Annotated in this window: 12 protein-coding genes; 9 read left to right on the top strand and 3 right to left on the bottom strand. The window is 71.0% G+C overall.

Annotated elements, in window-relative coordinates; translation table 11 throughout:
- Positions 1–3 precede the first annotated feature (3 nt).
- Positions 4–2754, top strand: a complete 2751-nt coding sequence (gene lanL, locus BX283_RS04065) for a class IV lanthionine synthetase LanL (protein ID WP_257581908.1) — start codon at positions 4–6, stop codon at positions 2752–2754.
- Positions 2755–2801: 47 nt separating this feature from the next.
- Here lanL and BX283_RS04060 read toward each other — a convergent pair whose 3' ends face one another.
- From BX283_RS04060 to BX283_RS04050, 3 genes are all read right to left on the bottom strand, one after another.
- Complete coding sequence (locus tag BX283_RS04060; protein WP_257581906.1) at positions 2802–3677, bottom strand: geranyl diphosphate 2-C-methyltransferase; 876 nt, start codon at positions 3675–3677, stop codon at positions 2802–2804.
- A gap of 15 nt (positions 3678–3692) precedes the next feature.
- Positions 3693–5054: a family 2 encapsulin nanocompartment cargo protein terpene cyclase gene (locus tag BX283_RS04055; RefSeq protein ID WP_101386285.1), complete on the bottom strand. Its 1362-nt coding sequence runs from the start codon at positions 5052–5054 to the stop codon at positions 3693–3695.
- 101 nt (positions 5055–5155) lie between these two features.
- Complete coding sequence (locus BX283_RS04050; RefSeq protein WP_101386284.1) at positions 5156–6568, bottom strand: family 2B encapsulin nanocompartment shell protein; 1413 nt, start codon at positions 6566–6568, stop codon at positions 5156–5158.
- Positions 6569–7247: 679 nt separating this feature from the next.
- Between BX283_RS04050 and BX283_RS04045 the strand changes: the two genes are divergently transcribed.
- The 8 genes from BX283_RS04045 (at position 7248) to BX283_RS04010 (ending at position 21237) form a co-directional block, all read left to right on the top strand.
- Positions 7248–9065: a serine/threonine-protein kinase gene (locus BX283_RS04045; RefSeq protein WP_257581903.1), complete on the top strand. Its 1818-nt coding sequence runs from the start codon at positions 7248–7250 to the stop codon at positions 9063–9065.
- 202 nt (positions 9066–9267) lie between these two features.
- Positions 9268–10845 (top strand): AbfB domain-containing protein, encoded by a 1578-nt coding sequence (locus BX283_RS04040; RefSeq protein ID WP_101386283.1) that lies wholly within the window; start codon positions 9268–9270, stop codon positions 10843–10845.
- Positions 10846–10891: 46 nt separating this feature from the next.
- The gene (locus tag BX283_RS04035) at positions 10892–11470 is read left to right on the top strand and encodes an RICIN domain-containing protein (RefSeq protein ID WP_101386282.1); all 579 of its coding nucleotides are present in this window, start codon (positions 10892–10894) and stop codon (positions 11468–11470) included.
- A 71-nt stretch (positions 11471–11541) separates the two neighbouring features.
- Positions 11542–12171, top strand: coding sequence for an RICIN domain-containing protein (locus BX283_RS04030; protein ID WP_101386281.1), 630 nt, complete (start codon positions 11542–11544; stop codon positions 12169–12171).
- A gap of 8 nt (positions 12172–12179) precedes the next feature.
- Entirely contained in the window at positions 12180–13283 is a 1104-nt protein-coding gene (locus BX283_RS04025) for an ALF repeat-containing protein (protein ID WP_257581899.1), read from the top strand.
- 208 nt (positions 13284–13491) lie between these two features.
- Positions 13492–17817 (top strand): polymorphic toxin-type HINT domain-containing protein, encoded by a 4326-nt coding sequence (locus BX283_RS04020; protein WP_101386279.1) that lies wholly within the window; start codon positions 13492–13494, stop codon positions 17815–17817.
- A 2-nt stretch (positions 17818–17819) separates the two neighbouring features.
- On the top strand, positions 17820–18065 hold the full coding sequence (locus BX283_RS04015; protein WP_101386278.1) for a hypothetical protein: 246 nt from the start codon (positions 17820–17822) through the stop codon (positions 18063–18065).
- Between the two features lie 445 nt (positions 18066–18510).
- A complete protein-coding gene (locus tag BX283_RS04010; protein ID WP_101386277.1) occupies positions 18511–21237 on the top strand; it encodes a discoidin domain-containing protein in 2727 nt (908 codons plus the stop codon).
- Positions 21238–21265: the final 28 nt, after the last annotated feature.

Here is a 21265-nt window from a genome sequence, read left to right as displayed (position 1 = left end):
CGAGTGACGGCCGGACCGGCCTGGGCCGGTGAGGACAGGTCCGGGACGGCCGCCACTGGCGAGGTGCCGACGCCACCGCCGCCCGGAACACCGCACCGCACGGGCTCCCGCGCGCCGGGCCCGGAACGCGGCCTCGACGAGAGAGTCGGGAACCTGCTCGCGGGCCGCGAGCGGCGTCTCGTCGCCGACGAACAGTGGCTCTACCTGTTCGCTCCCCACCCGCGGGCGAGTGAACTCCCCAGCCATGGTTGGAAACTGCACGTATCCACCCGCCCGGAGGATCTTGAACGGGTCGCCGACCTGATCGTCCCTGTGCTGCTGCGCTATGTCTGCGACGCCAAATTCGCCCGCGACGCGACGGTGTTGGGCCTGATGAACAGTGGCGCCCTCGATGCCGCGCTCGTCGGGAAGGCGGTCACCCTCTACCCGCGACCGCAGGATGTGACGGTGCTGGGCGCAGAACTCGCCGCTCTGCTGGCCGGTTGGCCCGGCCCCCGGGTGCTCAGCGACCGGCAGATCCGCTCCGACGCCCCCGTCTACTACCGGTACGGCCCGTTCCGGGCCACCGGCACCGACGATGCCGCCCTTGTCATGACGGGCCCCGACGGGACGCGCTGGAGTGGGCGCGCGGGCACGCGATACCGCCAACCACCGTGGGCCGCCGATCCGTTCCGGTCCGCCAAACCGGCCTCGGGCCGCCCTGCCCGTCTGGTCGGCGGGCGGTACCGGCTCACCACGGGCATCGCCCGTTCCCCCCACGGCGATGTCTACCGTGCCGTGGACACCGCCTCCGGCGAGCGCGTGATCGTCAAGCAGGCCAGGGCCTACGTCGGTGAGGGCCCCGACGGTGTCGATGCCTGCGGCCGTCTGCGGCACGAGCACACCGTTCTGCGCGCCCTGGCGGGCGTCGAAGGCGTCCCCCAGGTTCGCGACCACCTCCGTCACGGCGACGACGAGTACCTGATCACCACCGACTGCGGGCCCCGTGACCTGCGCCGCGATGTGCTCGGCCACGGCCCGTACGCACCCGCCGCCGAACCCACGTCCGTAGGCGCCGGGGCAGGGGGTGTGAAGGCGAACAACCGCGAAATGGCCGCGCTGGCACGGCGTCTGCTGGCCGTGCTCGACGCGGTGCACGCGCGTGGCGTCGTGGTGGGCGACCTCAAACCGTCCAACGTGGTGCTCGGTGAGGACGACACCGCGTACCTCGTCGACTTCGGCGTCAGCGCGCTCCACGGCGACCGGCCCGCCGGGGCGACGCCGGGCTACTCGATGCCGGTGTACCGCGAGGGCGAGCCGCCCGGACCGGCCGACGACCTGTATGCGCTCGGTGCGACCCTGTACTTCGCGCTGACCGGCATGGACCCGGTGGTCGTCGACCGAGATGCGGCGGTCAACCGGGACCGCACCCTCGCGTGTCTTGCCGCCGTGCTCCCGGGCGCGCCGCACCGGTCGGCACGCGAACTCGTCGCAGGGCTCCTGGACCCCGATCCTGTACAGCGTGCCGCCTGCGCACGGCGGTGGCGCGGCCGCCCGGCACCCCTGGCCACCGGGCGCCGACTTCCGTCACCGCCGAGAGTCACCCGCGGCCTCCTGGACGACCTGATCGCACATACCGTCACGATCTGTGCGACCGCCGCCACCGAACTGCCCGCAGGACCGCAGCCCCGGCACGGGCAACTTCACTTCGGGCTGACCCTCTACGACGGTGCGGCCGGCGTGGGTCTGGAACTGCTGCACCACTTGGAACACCCAGGCGTCCGCCAGGCCGTGGCCGACCTCGCCCATCGCACTGCCCGCCACACCGCCCTGCCGACCCTGACCAACGCGCTGTACACCGGCCGTACCGGCGTCGACCTCTTCCTCGACGTCGCCGCCGAACGGATTGGCACGGCCGAGAAGTTCGCCCCCCCACCGGGCTTGCGGCCCTACGACGACACCGGTGACCAGATCGGCGGTGCGGCGGGCGCCGGGAGCGGGCTGTTGGCGCTGGCCTGCCGTGCGTACGCGGCGGGGCGGAACGAGGAGGCCGACGCGCGGTTGGCCGCAGCGGGGGAGTGTGTCCGCGACCTCCTGGCCATGGAGGGTGGGCGGGAGCATCCGGAGCCGCAGCGTTCGGCGGCGGCGTCCGAGGCGGCGTTCCCGTTCGGCTTCGCCCACGGCCGGGCGGGCGTCGTCCACTTCCTGCACGCCTACCACCGCTTCACCGGTGACCCGGCCGTCGGCGCGGCCGCCCGCTCCGGGCTGGACGAACTCGCCGTGCACACACCGCGCCTGCTGGCGCTGGCAGCCCGCCCCGAGGCCCACCGGCGCTACGGGTCCTGGTGCCGTGGACTCGCCGGGATCGGAGCCCTGTTGATCGAGGCGGGTGGGTACGAGCGGGCCTCGCGCCTGACGGACCTGGGGGTGCGGTGCGCCTGGGCGTGCCGCGACCTCGCGCCCCGGATGAGCCCGGTGTCCCAGTGCTGCGGGCTGGCCGGGGTCGGCGAGTTGCTCATCGACGCCGCGGCCGTCACCGGCGACGGCCAACTGCACCGCGCCGCCGAGGACATGGCGGGCCTGATCCTGTCCCGCAGCGGTGGTACTCCGCGGCGGCCGGTGTTCCCCGACAACACCCTGGCCGCTTCGGGACCGGGGTGGGCCACCGGCAGCGCGGGCGTGCTGTCCTTTCTGCGCCGCCTGCGCGACCACGGGGGTCCCCGTCTGTGGACCGACAGCACGCAGGCCCCGGTGAAACCCCTCTCGGGACCCTGAGCCGCAAGGGCCGGGTAGCGGACCCGGCCCTTGCGGGCAGTGGTCGGTCAGACGCGGTCGGCGGCGATCAGGAGGTACTGGAAGGAGCCGTCCTCGTACGACTTGAGGAAGGCCTCTTCGATGCCGGTGACCAGGGAGGACGTGGCCCGCAGCTGCCAGTAGGGCGTGGTCGCGGCCGTCAGGTCGATGACGGCTTGCGGCACGAGGCGGTTGTCGGCCATGGCCCGCAGGTACTCCCTGCGGGAGTGGATGTTGCATTCGAAGTGGGCGTTGATCTGGGAGACCCACTTGGAGGGCTGGCCGTAACGCGGGTTCCAGCAGCCGGTGATGGTCACATAGCGGCCGCCGACGCGCAGGATGCGGGAGTGTTCGGCGAAGAGGTCCTCCAGGTCGACGTACATGCTCGACTCGTTGTTCCAGGAGGCGGCGGCCTGGCCGGTCTCGAAGGGCATGTCGAGCATGTTGCACACGCGGGCGCGGACGTGGTCCTCGATGCCGAGTTCATGGGCGCGCCGGTTGGCGAAGTCGGCCTGCTTGGCGGACAGGGTGACGCCCTCGACGCTGCATCCGAACCGCTGGTGGGCCATGACCATCGACCCGCCCCGCCCGCAGCCGGCGTCCACGAGCGTGTCGGCACGGCCGATGGTGCCGAGGTGGTCCAGCAGGACTTCGGCCTGTGCCGACTCCAGACGGTGAAGCTCGGCGATCAGCTTCTTCTCGTACTCGCTGTCGGCGGGGTCCCCGAGGGCGGCATGGTCGACGTCGCCGATGCCGTAGTGGTGGTGGTAGAGCCCGTCGACGTCGCCGAGACGCAAATTGACGGGCCTGGCCTCCTGGTCCCAGTAGCGGGCGATGTCCCCCTGGTAGGGCGATGCCGGGGCGGGGATGAAGGCGGAGGTGTTGGCGGTGAGCTCGGTGGTCACGGGAATGTCCACTCCTTACCAGAAATCGGGCAGGCTGTATCGGTAGGTGTTGGTCTGGTGCCAGTAGTGGTTGCCGTCGAGCCACGCCGCCACGCCGCGCAGGAAGCGCAGCAGGCTGGGTACGGGGCAGGCGGCAGCCACTGCGGCGGCTTCGGTCTCGAAGTCGTGCATGAGCTGGTTGTGGACCTCGACCGCCTTGAGATAGGCGTCCCGGTCGGACATGCCTTCACGTTCGGCGATCACCACCGGCAGGTTCAGGTGACGGCCGGGGCTTTCGAGTTCCTTGGTGTACGAGTACAGGTCGTTGACGATGGTCGTGGCGTTGCCGGCGAGTGCGATGACGCGCTGCACGTCGGGCCGCGCGTGCAGGTCGGCCGGCAGTTCGTACCCGCCGACGGTGTCGGTGATGGTGGGACAGGGGCGGAAGTTGTTGAACTGGCGCATCGCCAGGTACTCCCACACCTCGGGAACGGTGTCCGTCTCGGCCCACGCGGCCTCGGCGAGGTATCCCAGGTGCAGCCGGGCCATGTCGTGCCGGAACCGGTCGGCCTGTGAGTCGGTGGCGAGTTGGAGGAGGTATTCCATGGCGGAGCGGTAGGCACGCCGGGGTGCGTCCGACTGGAGCGAGGCGGCCCACTCCGGCTCGTACTCCTTCGTGGTGTGCAGCGGGTCGAGGGCCGTATGTGCCAGCAGAAGGCGGCTGCCGAGACCGATGGGCGAGCCCCCGTGGTCCTCGCAGTAGCAGTCGTCGACCGCGTTCTCGGCGACCATCAGCCGTGCGGCGACCATCAGGTGGTCGATGGTGGGGGCGTCCGGATGGCAGGCCACCATGTAGCGGGCGACGGAGAAGCCGTCGAACTGGTCCTCCCACTCCGGGGGGTACGCCTGGACCTCGTCCACCGCCCATGCCTTGATCCTGCGGCTGACCTCCTCCACCCGCGCCGGGTCGGGCGGCAGCACCGGATGGTGGTAGAGGCCCGGGATCGGGGTGCCCTCCACCGGTGTCACCGGGTCCGGGGAGTGCTCGCACAGGCTCAGCCGAAGGCCTGCCGTACCCAGACCGGTGGGACCCCGCAGGACCTGCTCCAGAACCGAGCTCAGCTGCCTCACCTCGGCGGCGGCACCGTCCCGCACCTGCTGCGCCACCAGGTCGCCGCCCGGGGCGTCGCCGAGTGCGGACTCGTCCGGACCGGCGGTTTCCGGGACCGGAGGAGCGGTTTTGAGGGCAGGTACGGGAACGGGGGGCGGCCCTGGCAGACGGGGCCGGGCACTGGCTTCCCCACCGGCTTCCACGCAGGCGGCGACAGTGTGCTCCCCGAAACGGGCCGCAGCCGCCGGCAGGCTCGACTGCACAGGGGCAGCATCGGGATCGGGCATCCGTAGCTCCTTGATGGGGTGAGGCGGTGCCCGGGTCCCGGGCATGTTCGACCAGCGGCCGGGGGGGGAGGTCCGGGCCGTGGGGACGCTGGACGGCTTCCCTAGTCGCCCCAGCGGCCGATCTGCACGTTCTCCAGCACACCGAGCGCGTTGGGCACCAGGATGGCGGCGGAGTAGTAGGTACTGACCAGGTACGAGATGATCGCCTGCTCGTTGATGCCCGTGCGGCGCACCGACAGACCCGGCTCGTACTCGTCGGGCAGGCCGGTCTGGTGCAGCCCGATGACGCCCTGGTTGTCCTCGCCGAGGCGCATGGCGAGGATCGAGCTGGTGCTCTCCTTGCTGATGGGGATCTTGTCGCAGGGCAGGATCGGCACGTCCCGCCACGCCCGGACCAGCTGCCCGCCGAGGTCGACATGGCCCGGATAGATCCCGCGGGCGTTGAACTCGCGCCCGATCGCCGCGATCGTCCTGGGGTGGGCGAGGAACAACTTGGTGCCCCGGCGGCGGCAGAGCAGTTCATCGAGGTCGTCCGGGGTGGGCGGGCCGGAGTGGGGCTGGATCCGCTGCTTGAAGTCGGCGTTGTGGAGCAGACCGAACTCCCGGTTGTTGATCAGCTCGTGCTCCTGGCGCTCGCGCAGCGCCTCGATGGTCAGCCTGAGCTGCTCCTCGGTCTGGTTCATCGGCCCGTTGTAGAGGTCCGCCACCCTCGTGTGGACCCGCAGGATCGTCTGTGCGACGGAGAGTTCGTACTCGCGCGGGTGGAGCTCGTAGTCGACGAAGGCGCCCGGCAGTCTGGCCTCGCCCTTGTGACCGGCCGACATACCGATCTCGGCCTCGCCGTGACGGTTCTGCCGCTGGCGGGGCAGCGACGTGGACTGCTCGATGTGGGCCCGCAGGCTCGGGGCCCTGGACAGCACGGCGTCGAAGTCGGCACGGGAGAGGGTGAGCAGCGTACCGGCGGTCTCGGCGGTGGCGGTGCTGTCCCAGGTGGCACCGGCGCCCACAAGCGCCTGCTCACCGAAGTGGTGGCCGTCGGCGAGCAGGCCGACGCCCACTTCGTCACCGTACTGACCGACGGAGGTCTGGCGGACGCGGCCGTGGACGATCAGGTTGAGCCCCTCGACGGGGGCGCCGCGCTCGGCCAGCACTTCGCCGGCGCGGAAGTCGCGCCGGACGCACCGGTCGGCGATCGCGGTCAGTACGTCGACGTCCTCGAAGCCGCGCAACAGGGCCAGTTCGCCGAGCTCTTGGGGAATGACCCGGATATCGGGACCGTCCTGGACGAACGCGATGTACCCATCGGCCACGGTGTAGCTCAGCCGTCGGTTCACCCGGTAGGTGCCGCCCTTGGCTTCCACCCAGGGGAGCATCCGCAGCAGCCAGCGGGAGGTGATCTCCTGCATCTGCGGTGCGGACTTGGTCGTGGTGGCGAGGTTGCGGGCAGCCGCGGTGCCCAGGCTCTGCTGCCGAGCCGGCTCCAGCTCCGCTTCCGGGCTGGTCTCGATGGTCATCGGCCGGGCTCTCCTTCGCGAGGGGGTGGTTCGTTGGTACGCGGGCCAACCGGTGCAGGCGAAACGAGGGCAGACCTCAGCGCGCCCGTCAGCTCCCGAGGACCAGTAAAGGGCCGGTGCGCCCGGCGCAGGCCAAGATCGGTTGTTGTTACCTCGATGCAGTGGTCTTGCCCCGTATGACGTTTGTTCCGGGCGTCGAAAGTATTCGGTCAGCTCGAACGCAGGCGCACTTGGCGCATGGCGGCATCCGATTCGGGAGGCGACGTCTCGCGTCCGGGGCGACGCGGCGCAGGTCGGGTGGTCCCAGGCCGTCCGCCGGTCGGCTCGGGCTCGGAAAACCATTGAGCGGCAGGGCAGTTGTGTGCCGGGGGCGCACGCGCCGGAGCGCGACAGTTCGAGCCACGTTCGATCATCGTCGGCTATGGCTCCACCGAACAGGCGGCGCGATGCTGGTAAGCGTTCCGGGCGGCGAGGGCGGGGGAGGGGGCGCCGGTGACCTCGACACGGGGCAGTGTCGGGGCGCGTCGGGCCCGTCCGCTGCCGCGAACTCGACAGTGCCCTCGTCGTCAAGGCGCCCACCGCCGCCCGTGAAGGCGTCGCGTTGAGGCAAGAGCTGGCATTTCGCGAAGAGTTCGGCATCGTGACAGCGGCCCATGGGCCGCGGGACAGGGGGCACGGGGTGGCAGCGCTGGAGACCTTGGAGCCGCAGGACCCCCGGCAGGCGGGGCGCTACCGGATCGTGGCACGACTCGGCTCCGGGGGCATGGGCCAGGTGTACCTGGCGCGTTCACCCGCCGGGCGTCTGGTCGCGGTGAAGGTGGTACGCCCGGAGCTGGCCAGGGACGCCGAGTTCCGGCGCCGCTTCGCCCGCGAGGTGACCGCCGCCCGGCGGGTCAGCGGCGCCTTCACCGCGGGCGTGGTCGACGCCGACCCGGACGGTTCCCCCGCCTGGCTGGCCGTCGTCTACGTACCGGGTGTCTCCCTGGGTGAGGCGATCTCCGCGCACGGACCTTGGCCGGTGCGGCCGGTACTCGCCCTGGGCGCGGGTCTGGCCGAGGCCCTGGAGGCGATCCACGCGGCCGGGGTCGTCCACCGGGACCTCAAACCCTCCAACGTGCTCCTCGCCGCCGACGGCCCGAGGGTGATCGACTTCGGCATCTCGCTGGCCGGTGAGGACAGCGCGCTGACCCATACCGGCATGACGATCGGTACCCCCGGGTTCATGTCGCCCGAACAACTCACGGGCCGGGCGGTCGGACCGGCCAGCGACGTCTTCGCCCTGGGCGCGTTGTTGGCCTATACCGCCACCGGAGTCGGCCCGTTCGGCAGCGGCACTCCGCACGCCCTGCACTTCCGTGCCGTATACGAACAGCCCAGCCTGGACACCCTCTCACCCGAGCTGCGCCCTGTGGTCGCCGCGTGCCTGGCCAAGGAGCCCGACGAGCGCCCCACCGTGGCTGCCCTGCTCGACCGGCTGACCACCATGGGCGGGTGCGGCAAGGGGGAAGAGACGGCCGACGTCACGGTGCTGCTCACCGAGCCCGGTTGGATGCCCGATCGGATCGCCCGGCTCGTACGGGAACACACCGATGCATCCCTGCCTCACACGCCACCCCCGGTTGTGCCGGACAAACCTTCGGCACCCCCCAACACTCCCGCTCCCGCACCGCCGCCCGCGCTGCACCACGCGCCTACCGAGACCGGGGCACCGTCCAGCCCCGTCCTGGCCTCTCCGGCCGATGCGGAGCTCCTCGACCCTCCGACGCCGAGGCCGGAGCGGCACCGCCGCCGTATACCGCCGCTGATGGCCGCGTTGGGGGTGGCCCTGGCGGTTTCGGCGATTGCGGTACTCGCGGTCTTTCTGGGGGAGACGGGTTCCAAAGGCCAGGGCGACGATCCTTCCGAGGACACGGGGCTCTCGCACTCCAAGTACTCGCCGAGCACGGCAGAGAGCCCGGAGGTCGGCGCCGCGAGGTTCGCCAGGGCACCGGAGGCCTGCAAGGCCCTCACCACAGGGGAGCTTGAGCAGCTGCTGCCCGGCGTGACGGACACGAACGGCGAGGCCGGATCGAGCAATACGGCCGACCACACCACCTGTTACTGGAGCGGTAAGGACAGCACCGACCACTTCCGCTTCCTCTCCGTTGCCGTGTGGCGCCACGACTCCGACACGCGGAGCGGCCAGCAGCACGCCGAGGACACCTACACGGACGCAGTCTCCGACGTCCGGACCAGCACCGACGCCTGGAACATCAGGACCGAGCCCGTGTCCGGCATCGGCGATCAGGTGACCGCCATCAGCTCCGACTCGAAGACGAACAACCACAACTACAAGGACGCGACGGTCGTGGTCCGTACGGGGAATGTCGTGGTCAGGGTCTACGACAGCGGCACGGGCTTCGCGGACGCGCTCCCGCCCGACTCCGCGAGCACGATGAGGGATGCGACGTCAGCGGCGAAGGACGTCATCGAAGCGGTCGCCGCGGCCAACAGGTAGCTCGGCTCCGACTCCTCAGGTAAAGGGCAGGTCACTTGCACCCCATAAAATTGCAAAAGCAAATCAATTTTTGGGTGTGCTGGACAAGATCATATCCCTCTAGTCCGGTTTGACTCCTATTGGGTGACTCTTCAAGACTTCGGCCTCATCTCCCCTTTACTTACGGGGGCATTACGTGATGAAGAGGGCAACCCAAACCAGCATGGACAAGCAAGACATCACCCCTGCGCGTATGCGCCGGGTCATCACCCGCGGCGTCGTCACCACCACCGCTCTGGCCGCCGTGGCCGGTGCGGCCGCGCCGGGCATCGCCATCGCCAGGCCCGCGCAGGCCGTGGCCGCGGCCGCCGCCGTCGGCACCGACGAGAAGCAGCGCGTGGAGGCGGCCGCGGTCGTCGGCCTGGACGCCACCTGGGACGTGCTCCAGCGCGGCGACCTGGACTTCATCCAGGAGCTGTGGCGCAAGGCCCGCGAGGGCGGCGAGAAGTACGAAGCGGTGCGGATGGCGGCCGAGGAGGCCATGCTCGACCCCGACGCGGAGGCCCACGTACGGTTCATCGCCAGCGGCATCCACGAGGCGTACGCGACCGACAAGAAGCGCGAGCAGGAACGCGAGGCCGCGGCCCGTGCCGACCGGCTCGCCAAGTCGCAGGCGCTGATCGCGGTGGGCATCCCCAACAGCCCCGACCTGCTGGCGCTGAGCGACGACAACTTCGTACGCGCCGTCATGAAGCACCAGGCCGCCGGTCCGCAGGTCAAGGCCGCGGCGGCAGCCGCGCTCGCCGGTGACGCGGCCGCCTGGCGCGAGTTCATCACCAACGGCGCCCGCGAGGCCCACCAGCGCGATGTGGCGGCCGAGCTCAAGGAGCTTGAGGAGAAGAACCGCGAGGAGGCGCGGCGCCGGCAGGAGCTGGCCGCGCGCAGGGCCACCGCCGCGCTGTTCAACCTCACGCCCTCCGAGGCCATGCTCGGGCTCAGTGACGACAACTTCATCCGCGAGCTGCTGCGCCAGGCCGTCGCCGCCAACGGCCCCGAGCTGTACGCCGCCGCCCAGAAGGCAGCGCTGAGCCCGGACGCGGCCGCCTGGCGCGAGTTCATCCACACGGGCGCGGAGAAGGCGTACAAGACCGACGCGGAGAACCGGCGCAAGCAGATCGCCGAGGCCAACAAGCTGCGTCTGAAGCAGATAGCGGCCGCCCTGGCGAAGACCGGCGTCAACCCCTGGTTCGTCACCAAGGCCAACAAGGCGCTGACCGGCACGGACGAGCAGGTCGTCGACTTCCTCAAGGAGGAGAACCAGTACCGCGCGATGCGCCAGTCGCTGCAGCCCGCCACCGGCAAGCCGGGCGGTTTCTTCGTCCGGCAGTCGAAGGTGGACGCCGGTGAGGCCTTCCTCGCGCCCGTCGCCGCCAAGGGCAAGCAGGCCGACCGCGAGGACGCCACCTGGGTCGTGGTGCCCTCCCTGGCCAAGAAGGCCGACTGCTACTCCTTCGAGTCGGCCCGCGACCGCGGCTCCTTCCTGACGCTGAAGGGCCAGCGGGTCGTCGCCGCCGCGCACGACGGAAGCGACGGCTCGGCCAGGGCCGCCACCTGGTGCGCCCGCCCGGGCCTCGCCGGCTCGGGCAAGTCGTTCGAGTCGGCGAGTCAGCCGGACCGCTGGCTGCGGCACTTCGACGGCGACGTCTACGCGGCCGCCAAGGACGGCAAGAACCGCTTCGACGGCGGCAAGGACTTCGCCCAGGACGCCAGCTGGAAGCCGGCCACCCCGCTCGCGTCCTGATCCGGCCCGACCGGCCCCACTCCTTCGCAGACTCTCCTTCGCGGAAATGAACAGAACGGAACACCCGATGTCCCGGATCATCCGAGGCGCGCTGGCGGTCACCGCCGGCCTGGCCGCCCTGGCCGGCACCGTCACCGCCGTCCACGCGGCCGACACCACCACGAGCGGCGCCGCCCCCGAGCCGGCCACCGTGCAGTTGCAGGCAACGCACAGCGGTCAGTGCCTGACCATCGACAAGGGCAGCCTGCGCAACGGCGCCAACGCGGTGCAGACCCCGTGCGCCGACGGCCTCGACAGCCAGCTCTTCGAGCTGGCCCCCACCGGCGACGGCACCCTTGAGCTGCGGCCCAAGCACAGCGGCAAGTGCCTCGAAGTGGAGAACAGCGGCACCGAGGGCGGCTCGAACGTCCAGCAGTGGTGGTGCAACGGCGGCGGCCAGATGCGGTGGCGCCCGTTCCTCGTGGACGTCGTCAAGGACCTGTACGAGCTGCGCCCCGCGCACACGACCGTGCCCCGCTGCCTCGACATCAAGGGCGGCGCCGTCACCGAGGGCGCGAACGCCCAGCTGTGGTACTGCAACGGCAGCGCGGCCCAGCAGTGGCAGATCAAGCCCGTCGAGGCCTGAACACCGGCCCCGGCACCGGCTTTCGCACGGGCCTGAGCACCCCCCACCTTCGAGAGGAAAACGAACACCCCATGTCCCGGATCATCCGTGCCGCGCTGGCCCTCACCGCCAGTGTCGCCGCCCTGGCCGGCACCGCGACCGCCGTCCACGCCGACGCGGCCGAAGACGCGGCCGCCAAGGCGGCGAAGACCGCCAGGGAAGCGGCCAACACGGCGCGCGCGAGCGCCGACGAGGCCGCCGCGCGGGCGAAGCTGCCCGAGGCGACCGTCCAGCTCCAGGTCGCCTCCAGCGGCAAATGCCTGGAAATCAACAACGGCGCGATCAACGACGGCCTGCCGGCCCAGCAGTGGGCCTGCAACCCCGACAACACCGCCCAGCAGTGGCGCATGGTTCCCAAGGGCGGCGCCTCGTACGAGCTGCGGACCGTGACCGGCAACAAGTGCCTTGAGGTCGAGAACAGCGGCACCAAGGCCGGCGCGGCCGTTCAGCAGTGGACGTGCACAGGCGGAGCGCAGATGCGCTGGCAGGCCGTGCTCGTCGACCCGGCGAGGAAGCTCTTCCAGTTGCGCCCCGCCCACACCGAGAACCGCTGCCTGGACATCGTCAGTGCCAAGGCGGAGAACGGCGTCAAGGCCCAGTCGTGGTACTGCAACCAGTCCGATGCCCAGCTGTGGCAGATCAAGCCGGTCAAGGTCAAGTGAGGTCGGCAGTGAGGCGTCAGTGGTGGGTCGCGCAGGCCACGACGGTCGCCCTGCTGACCGGCGGGGGCGTACTGGCGGCGGGGGCGGCACCCGCGTGGGCGGACGCACCGCTGTCCGCCGCCGCGACGGAGCAGTCGGCCGACCCGGCGGCGGCGTTGAAGGCCGCCGCCGCACAGAGCGCGCGCGACTACGTCCACTCGATCGCCGTCTCGAAGCTGCCGGCCGAGCTGCGCGTCTCCGCGTGGAACGCGCTGCGCAGCACCCGCGGGGACGAGGCGATCGCCGAATGGATGGCTCCCGGCGGCGGTTACGCGTACGCCAAGCAGCGTCTGAAGGACTCGCGCGCGCAGAACCGGAGTTTCTGCGAGCGGGTGGTGGCCACGCACACCACGCAGTTCTCCCCGGCGGTGCGCGCGGCTGCCGAAAAGGCACTGAAAGGCTCGGACGCCGACCGCGCCGCCTTCGTGAAGTCCGGCTACGCGCAGGCCCAGAAGCGAGACCGGGACAGCCGTGAGGCCGATGTCCGGCATCGCCTGGAAGTCGCGTCCTCGGACCGGGAGTTCGTCGCCGCGCTCGCCCGGAACGCCCCGGGCGAGCAGGTCCGGGTGGCGGCGCAGTGGGCGCTGCGGCCGGGTGCCGCGGATGCGGACATCACCGAGTTCTACGGGTACGGCTGGGCCACCGGGGGGTCGCTGGACCTGGAGGCGTACCGGCTGCACGTGTCCGACGCCGAGACGGCCCGGCGTGCCGCACTGTCGCAGCTGATCACGAAGGCGGCGGTCGCCGAGGAGGCGGTCAAGGGCGCAGCCGACGCCGCGAAGGCCCGTGCCGAGGCGGAGGCCGCCTGGAAGGCGGTGTCCGAGCACGCCGGTTCCGCGCAGAAGGCGTGGCTGGCGGAGCAGGAGGCCGCGGCCGCGCAGGCGGAGAACTGGCGGAGCGTCGCCAAGGCCGCCAAGGAGTCCGCGAACGGGCTCTGGAAGGGCATCGGCGATCCGGCTGAGGCCAACCAGACGTCCTGGGCCGAGGAACAGGCGGGAGCGGCCGCGTCGGCCGGCTTCTGGAAGGACATGTTCGAGCGGGCCCAGGAGGCGGAGAGCCGCGTCAAGGGCTGATCTCCGGATCCGTCCCGGGTGCCGGCCGGCCTGACCGCCCGGCCGGCACCCGGGGACGCCCCGTGGCTTCCCTGGATCGCGCGCCGCGCTTCCCTTCCCGGGCGTCTCCTTTCGTTCTCTGCGTTTTTCCTTTCCTCCCTGCTCCTCAGTGCGGTGACGCCTGGCGCAGGGGGTGTTTTCGTTTCTCTAATTGAGGGGGATTTATTCCATGATGGGCAGATTCTGGCCGAAGGCCGGAAGGATACGAGGCCGTGCGGCCGCGGCCGCGTCGGGGACCCTGTCCGCGACGCTGGTCCTGGCGATCCTGGGCGGCTCGACCGGCGAAGCCACCGCCGCCACGACCACCGCCCGCGCCGAGCAGGCGTCGTACACCCGGGCCCTGGCGGCGCTGGACCGCGCTGCCGCCGCCCTGCCGAAGGGCGGCGCCACACCGCCTGCTCCGCGCTCCGAGCTGGACCGGCTCAGTGCCGAGCGCGACCGCCAACTCGTCGAGGACTACGCCGAGTTCGACGAGGAGGACGAGGTCCGCGAGGCCGCGAAGAAGGCGCTGGAGAGCAGCGACCCGAACGCGGTCAAGGACTTCCTGGAGCACGGCGAGGCCGAGGCGCGCCAGCGCGCCAAGGACAAGCGTGACGGCACGGACGTCAAGAACCGCCAGCAGATCGAGGCGCTGCGGGGCACCGGTGGCCCGGTGTTCAACGCCGAGGTCGAGCGGGTCCTGAAGTCCGACGCCAAGGCCCGTGCCGACTTCCTGGCGTTCGGCGCGGACATCGCCCGCACACAGGACAAGAAGAACGAGCAGAGCGCCAAGGAGCGCGCGGCGGAGCTGCGCAAGCGCGTCGAGATGCTGGTGGCCACCGGCGGCCCCGAGGTCAAGAAGGCCGCCGCGGCCGCCCTGGCCACGAACGACGACAAGGTCATCGCCGCCTTCCTCGAAAAGGGCTACCAGATCGCGTCCCAGAAGGACGCGGACGACCGGGCCGCCCACGAGAAGGCGCTCAAGGAGGCCCAGGAGGCCGCGGACAAGCTCCGCGAGCTGGCCGAGAAGGCCGCCCGCGCCGCCGAGGCCCGTACCAAGCTCATCACCGCCCACGGCAACGCGGTCAAGGCCCTCAAGGAAGCGTCCAACGCGATGACTTCCGCGGCCGGGCAGGCACGCCAGGCGGACCGCATGCTGTCCGCCGACCGCGCGGGCAAGACCCTGTCCTCGTACGACAGCGTCAAGACCGAGGCCGCCCGCCAGGTCACCATCGCCTCCGGCGCCGCCAAGGCGGCCCAGGTCGCGGCCGGGCAGGCCAAGGTCCAGGCGGATGTGCTCGTCGAGACCGGTCTGACCTACGGCACACAGTGGTCCGAAGTCGCCGCGGGCATCGCCGCGGCCGCGGACGCGGCGGTCAAGGCGAGCCAGACCGCGCAGCACGCCATCGACGCCACCGAGGCCGACGCCAAGGGCCTCAACGCCAAGAACCAGGCCGAACTGCACGAGCAGCAGGCCAAGCAGTGGCGCGCCAACGCCGAGCAGCACGCCGCGGCCGCCGCTTCGCTGGCCGATGCCGCCGCCAAGCAGGCCAAGATCGCAGCCGATGCGGCAGCCCGTGCCAAGACGGCCCGGGTCGAGGCCGAGAAGGCCGAGAAGGAGGCCTGGGAGCACGCCAAGAAGACCCGCGAGGCGCGGGTCGAGGCACAGCGCCAGGCGAAGATCGCCGCCGAGCAGCGGGCGATTGCCGAGCGCGAGCGCGACCTCGCCGCCCAGGCACGCGCCCGTGCCGAAAAGGAACGGGACATCGCCGCCGCGGCCCGTGCGCGAGCCGAGGCCGAGGCGCGCACCGCGTCCGCGGCGCGGGCGGACGCGCAGGCGGCCGCGGCCACCGCGGCTTCGGCCCGGGCGGATGCCGAGAAGCAGGAAGGCATCGCGGCCAAGGCGGACGAGAACGCGCGCGGTGAGGAGTCCAAGGCTCGCACCGCACGGAACGCGGCGTTCGAGGCCAGGCAGCACAAGGATGCCGAGGCGGCACGGGCACGGGCCACCGAGTCGATGGAGGCGGCGGCTCGGGGCACCGTTCATTCCACGGAGGCCAAGGCCGCTGCCGTGGCGGCCCGTTCGGACGCCGATACCGCTGCCGCCGCCGCCGACCAGGCCCAGGGCGCCGCTGACACCGCGAGCGGTGCGGCGGTGCGTGCTCGCTCCGCCGCCACCGAGGCCGCTGGTGCTGCCGCCCGCGCACGTGCGGCGGCGGCTGAGGCCACCGCCCACGCCGCTCGTGCGAACGCCGCGGCCAACCGTGCCGAGGCTGCCGCCGCTCGTGCCAACGCCGCGGCCAACCGTGCCGAGGCCGAGTACCAGGCCACCCGCGCCGCTGCTCAGCGTGCCAACCAGAAGGCTGCCGAGGCCACCGCACAGGAGGCTCGTGCCGGTCTCGCCGCTCACGAGGCCGCTCGCCTCGCCGGGGAGGCCGCTGCCGAGGCGAAGCTGTCCTTCCAGGCGGCCAACCGCACCAAGGACGAAGCCGAGGGCGCGGTCCGTGAGGCCGCCATGGCCCGGCTCCAGGCGGGCATCGCTGTCCAGGCCGCCGGTGCTGCCCGGACGACCGCTGCCGGTATCGCCGACCCGGCGAACACCGCGATCGCGCTGACCGCTCCGTTCTCCGGTTCGGACGTCGACGCCGACTTCGCGGCCGAGGTCGCCAAGGCCGCGGAGAAAATGGGGCAGGAGCAGGTTGCTGCCGCCGAGGCCAAGGCCGCTGAGGCGGTCAAGGCCGCGGAGGACGCCGAGGCCGCGGCCAAGCGCGCCAACGCCCAGGTCGCCCCGGCCTTCAGGGCTGCCGCGGATGCTGCCAGGTCTTCGGCCGCCGCCGCGCGTTCCGCCGCGGCGGCGATGAAGTCCGCGGCCGCGGCCGCCGAAGACGGCGCCAAGGCCCGCGCAGCCGCGGCCAGTGCCGACAAGGCCGAGGCCCAGGCCCGCGAAGACGCCCGGCTCGCCCGGCAGGCTGCCAATCAGGCCGCCGCCGACGCGGCTGCGGCCCGGCAGGCCGCCAATCAAGCCGAGGCCGAAGCCGCCCGCGCCCGCGGCGCCGCCGCGGAAGCGGAACAGCAGGCGGCAGCCGCTGGTAGCGCGGCCAGCCTGGCAGAGCACGAGGCCGGCGTTGCCCAGGGCGCGGCCGACCAGGCCGCGAAGGATGCTGAGGACGCCGGCAAGTTCGCTGATTCGGCCGAAACCCACGCCAAGTCGGCGAAGGAAGCCGCCGATCACGCTCTCGATTGGGCCAAGCAAGCCGACGAAGTGGCGAAGAAGGCCGAAGAGGACCAACGGAAGAGGGACAAGGAGGCCCAGGAAGCAGCCGCGAACTCCGGCAAGGTCGACGCCCCCCAGCTCAGTGACGAGGACCTGAAGCTTCTCGAACAGGCGGGCATCTCCCGCGAGGACTACGAGAAGGCCCGAGCGCTTGCGGGTAAGGACTTCGCCGACCTGCTGGTGGAGCTCGGTGGCGAATTCCTCAAGTCGTACTTCGATTTCGACAACATCAAGAAGTGCTTCAGTGAGGGGAACATCAAGGCTTGCTTCTGGGGGCTGGTGAACAACCTTCCCTGGGGTAAGGCCCTGAAGGCCATTTCGGACTTCCCGCTGATCGTCAAGACCATCCAGCGTCTGGCCGGCCTCGGCAAGGCTCTCGAAGAGGCGGCTGCGGCGAAGAAGCTCGTCAAGACGACGGAGAAAGTCCTTGAGAAGGTCGCTCTGTGTCGAAAGAACGCGAAGCCCGGCAATAGCTTCACGGCGGAAACCCGGGTCCTGATGGCCGATGGGACACATGAGGCGATCAAGGATGTCAGGATCGGGCAGCGGGTCATGGCCACGAACCCTGACAGCGGCAGGGCCGAGGCCAAGCCTGTGACCGGTGTGATCGTCGGTGAGGGATCGAAGGACCTCGTCGAGATCACCGTTGACACCGATGGCGACGCCGGGAGCGCCACCGGCACGCTCACGGCCACTGCGGGGCACCCGTTCTGGACGGACAACCAGCGTCGCTGGCTCGACGCCGAGGACCTTCGGGCGGGTGACCGGCTCCGCACGCCTCAGGGCGAGCTGAAGAAGGTCGTCAACACGCGCGCCTGGACCGAGGTGCGCAAGGTCTACAACCTCACGGTCGACGACCTGCACACGTACTATGTGCTGGCAGGTGCAACGCCGATACTGGTACACAATTCCCTCGACCCCTGCGACTACACCGCTCCGAGTGTTCAGGACCTCGATTCGACGGTGACGCGGATGGGGTTCGCGGACCGGAATGCCTTCGGTCAGGCGGCGTGGGGCGGGCGAAGCCTCGCAGACGCGACCAAGCTCAAGACCCCGGAGCAGGTGGCGAAAATGAAGGAGATCGGCATGAGCCGCAGCGACGCCCAGTACTGGCGGAACTTCTACCAGAACATTCACAACAAGTCAGTGGCGAAGTTCCCCGACAATCCGGAAAAGGTCAACCCGAGTGCCGGGTCGAGGGCGGATCTGTTCCAGTACTACATGGATCACCTCGGGGAGTGACGATGCGATTCATCATCCGTGCGGACAGGGACATCACGGTGGCTTTCGAGCCGACCGCGGCCGAGTACGCACTGGCGCCGGGTAGGCAGATCGTCGTGGAATGGCCCGAGGGAGGCGATGACGGCATGGTGTCCATGGAAGCCGATGACTTTGTCGTGACCGCTCCCACCGGTGGCTATACCAGGGCGTGGGATGCCGAGGGCGTGGAGATCTACGTCGGTCCTGAATCGGGGCCGGACGCCCGCTGATCGCAGTGGCCTCGGGAGGGGGCTCCGCGTGCGCAAGGAGCCTCCTCCGTCGCCGGAGGCGATAGCGACGTACAGGGCTTCGCCGACGTAAGAATGCCCCGTCAGACCGGTTCTGGCGGGGCATTCTGCTGCCCGTGCCGGGATTCTCCGGGGCCCGCTCGCTCTCGGACGCCGCCTGTGGTGCGCAGCCCGCAGGCCCGCTCGGTGGCCGTCGCGCCCACCACGGCCGGCAACACCGGGACGACCAGGGCCGGCTGGGCGCCGGTGAACTCCAGGATCAGTACGACGGACCAAACGGGCGACCGGTTCGGTGTGCCGGACGCCCGCAGCGCCCGCAGCCCTCATGGATTCGGAACTTGATGAATAACGCACAGCTATTGACGTCGATCGTTCAGGAAATTTATGGTCCCAGGACCTCGCAGGCGAACCAGAGTGACGGAGAACAATGACGTACTCCCTCGGTGTGCGGCCGCGTGCCGCCCGGCTGACCGCGGTGCTGCTGGCCGGAGCGCTGGTCACCTCAGCGCCGTCGGCGGCCTCGCAGACAGTGCGGAAGACCGCCGCCACGACCACGACCTGCCGCGACAGCGACGGCTGGACGCTCGGCTCCACCAAGGTGGATGCGGCCGACGACCACCATGCCTTCGTCGGCAACGGCTATCTGGGGCAGCGCGTGCCGCCCAACGGCGCCGGTTACGCGGAGGGCAGGGCCAAGACCGGCTGGCCGCTGTTCACCCCCCGCTACGACGGCTCCTTCGTGTCCGGCCTGTACGCGCACAACCAGCAGACCGCCGGGGACCGGCAGGCCGTCGCGGCACTGCCCACCTGGACCTCGCTCGCTGTCAGTACCGGGGGAGCGCAGGGCGATACCTTCAACTCTTCGACATCGCCCGGTCGCATCTCCCACTACAGTCAGACACTCTTCCTTCACTGCGGCCTGGTGCGGACGTCGCTGACCTGGACCGCCGCCGACGGCCGCCGCACCGACCTCGTGTACGAGGTGCTCGCCGACCGCGTCAACGCGCACGTCGGCGCCGTACGCCTGACCATGACGCCGCACTGGAGCGGCGAGGCGACCGTCACCGACCTGCTGGACGGCCGCGGCGCGCGCCGTATGCGGCAGACCGGAGGCGGTGACCGGACCGGCGGGCGCGACGGCGGCCGGTCCGCGTCGACGATGGACGTGGCGTTCCGTACGGACGGCACCGACGTCGACGGAGCCGTCGCGTCCACCCTGCGCGCGGGGCGCGGAGTACACACCGCCAAGCCCCAACAGGCCAAGGCGGCACAGCGCATGACGGTAAGTCAGGGCATCACTCTCCCGGTCCGGAGCGGGCGGTCGTACGACTTCACCAAGTACGTCGGCGTCGACACCGCTCTGACCTCGCACGCACCGCGCCGCGACGCCACTGCGGCCTCGCAGCGGGCCGCCGACCGCGGCTGGGACGCCATCTTGCGCACGCACACCGCCGCCTGGGCGCGGCTGTGGCGCAGCGACATCGAGGTCCCCGGGCAGCGCGAGATGCAGTCGTGGGTGCGGTCCGCACAGTACGGACTGCTCTCCAACACCCGTGAGGGCGCGGCCAACAGCATCGCTCCGGCGGGTCTGACCAGTGACAACTACGCGGGCCTCGTCTTCTGGGACGCCGAGACGTGGATGTACCCTGGCCTCCTCGCCACCCGGCCCGACCTTGCCAGGACCGTCGTCGACTACCGCTACCGGACCCGTGCCGGGGCGCGCGAGAACGCCCGCAAGCTCGGCTATCAAGGGCTCTTCTACCCCTGGAACAGCGGGAGTTCGGGGAATCTGGCCCAGGAGTGCCACAGCGTCGACCCGCCGCACTGCCGCACCCAGATCCACCTCCAGTCCGACATCTCCCTGGCCACCTGGCAGTACTACCTGGCCACCAAGGACACGCGGTGGCTGCGCGAGCGCGGCTGGCCGGTGCTGCGGGGCATCGCCGAGTTCTGGGCGGGACGTGTCAGCCGCAACCCGGACGGCAGCTACTCGATCAAGGACACGGCCGGGCCCGACGAGTACAGCAACGGTGTCGACGACGCGGTCTTCACCAACGCCGGCGCCGCCACGGCGCTGCGCCACGCCACTCGCGCCGCCGAACTCCTCGGCCAGCGGGCCCCCGCCGAGTGGAAGGCGATCGCCGACCGCATCCGGATCCCGTACGACGCGCGGAACAAGGTCTTCCAGCAGTACGACGGCTACGGCGGCAGCACCATCAAGCAGGCCGACACGGTCCTGCTGATGTACCCGCTGGAGTGGCCGATGCCCAAGGGCGCCGACGCCGCCACCCTCGACTACTACGCCCAGCGCACCGACCCGGACGGCCCGGCCATGACGGACTCGGTGCACGCCATCGACGCCGCCGGGATCGGCGAGCCGGGCTGCTCCACGTACACGTATCTGGAGCGGTCCATCAAGCCGTTCGTCCGCGGCCCCTTCGCGCAGTTCTCGGAGGCCCGCGGGGACAAGGCGGGCGCCCAGGATCCCCTGGCGGGCTCGCCCGCCCACGACTTCCTCACCGGCAAGGGCGGCTTCCTGCAGGTCTTCACCAACGGCCTGACCGGGATGCGGATGCGCGAGAACCGCCTGCACCTTGACCCGATGCTGCCGCCGCAGCTCGACCGGGGCGTCACCCTGCGCGGCCTGACCTGGCAGGGACGCACCTACGACCTCGAACTCGGCGCCCACCACACGACCGTGCGCCTCACCGACGGTGCGCCGATGACGCTCGACACACCCCAGGGCGAGCAGACCGTCAGCAAGGACGCCCCGGCCGTCCTCAAGACCCGCCGCCCCGACCTCGACCCCACCACCAACGCGGCCCGTTGCACCACGGCCACGGCCTCGTCCGAACAGCCCGGCATGTACGCGGGCGCCGCGGTCGACGGCAACACGGCCACGGCCTGGGTCCCGGACGGTGCACGGGGCGAGCTGACGGCGGAGCTCGCCAGGCCCGTCCGCGTCACGAAGGTCACCCCCACCTGGACCGACACCAAACCCACCACCTACACCATCGAGCTCTCCCTCGACGGGCGGCACTGGCAGCGCGCGGCGGCGGGCGAGGCACGACTCGCGCGGTATGTACGGGTCACGGTGCTGGGCGACGCGGAGGCCAAGAAGCATCCGGGCGTCGCGGAGCTGACGGTGAATTAGGCAGCGGCGGTGCGCCGCGTACGTCTCA

Origin of the sequence: Streptomyces sp. TLI_146 (assembly GCF_002846415.1) — a bacterium.
Classification (GTDB): domain Bacteria; phylum Actinomycetota; class Actinomycetes; order Streptomycetales; family Streptomycetaceae; genus Streptomyces.
Note: the sequence above shows the minus strand (reverse complement) of the source record. Positions and strands in the feature narration are given on the sequence as shown.